A 455-nucleotide genomic window follows, 5' to 3' on the forward strand; every position below is an offset into this window, starting at 1 on the left:
TCCGGTGGTAGACCTTTCTTTTTAGGCTCGTAACCATGAAAGTGCTTTTGCAGTTCCAGTGCCGCTTGTTTTAATGTCATCCCTTTTACATGAGCATAGAGCGCGATTTGATCTCCGCCCCTATCTCCACAGCCGAAACATTTGAAGAGATCGGTAGTGGTATCAATGGCGAGTTCTCGCCCGTCTCCTTGGTTTTTGGGGCACATAGCCCTTCCGCCTTTAATTTGTATGTTGAGGTGTTCAGCTACTTGCTGAATGGAGGCGTAGCTTTTAACAAGCCGGAAATCCACTTTGTACATGGGTAGCTCCTTGCGCTTTGTTGCCTGGGGGTAATAATAACAAAAGATGTGAGTGGATTAGAAGGGTGGCGGAATAGGCAGACGCATGGCAGTACAACCAGTGGCAGGGCTACTAGCGTAGATAACTGGCCGCGCAAGCGGTACACATGCGAGGTG

Annotated in this window: 1 protein-coding gene; it reads right to left on the minus strand. The window is 49.2% G+C overall.

Annotation, left to right across the window (positions count from 1 at the left end; all coding sequences use genetic code 11):
* Positions 1–299: CHC2 zinc finger domain-containing protein (locus AC3DE3_RS17355; protein WP_488370865.1), on the minus strand; the 299-nt coding region annotated here is incomplete at its 3' end.
* Positions 300–455 lie beyond the last annotated feature (156 nt).

The sequence above is a fragment of the Dietzia sp. IBK-p2-16D genome, from assembly GCF_057773085.1.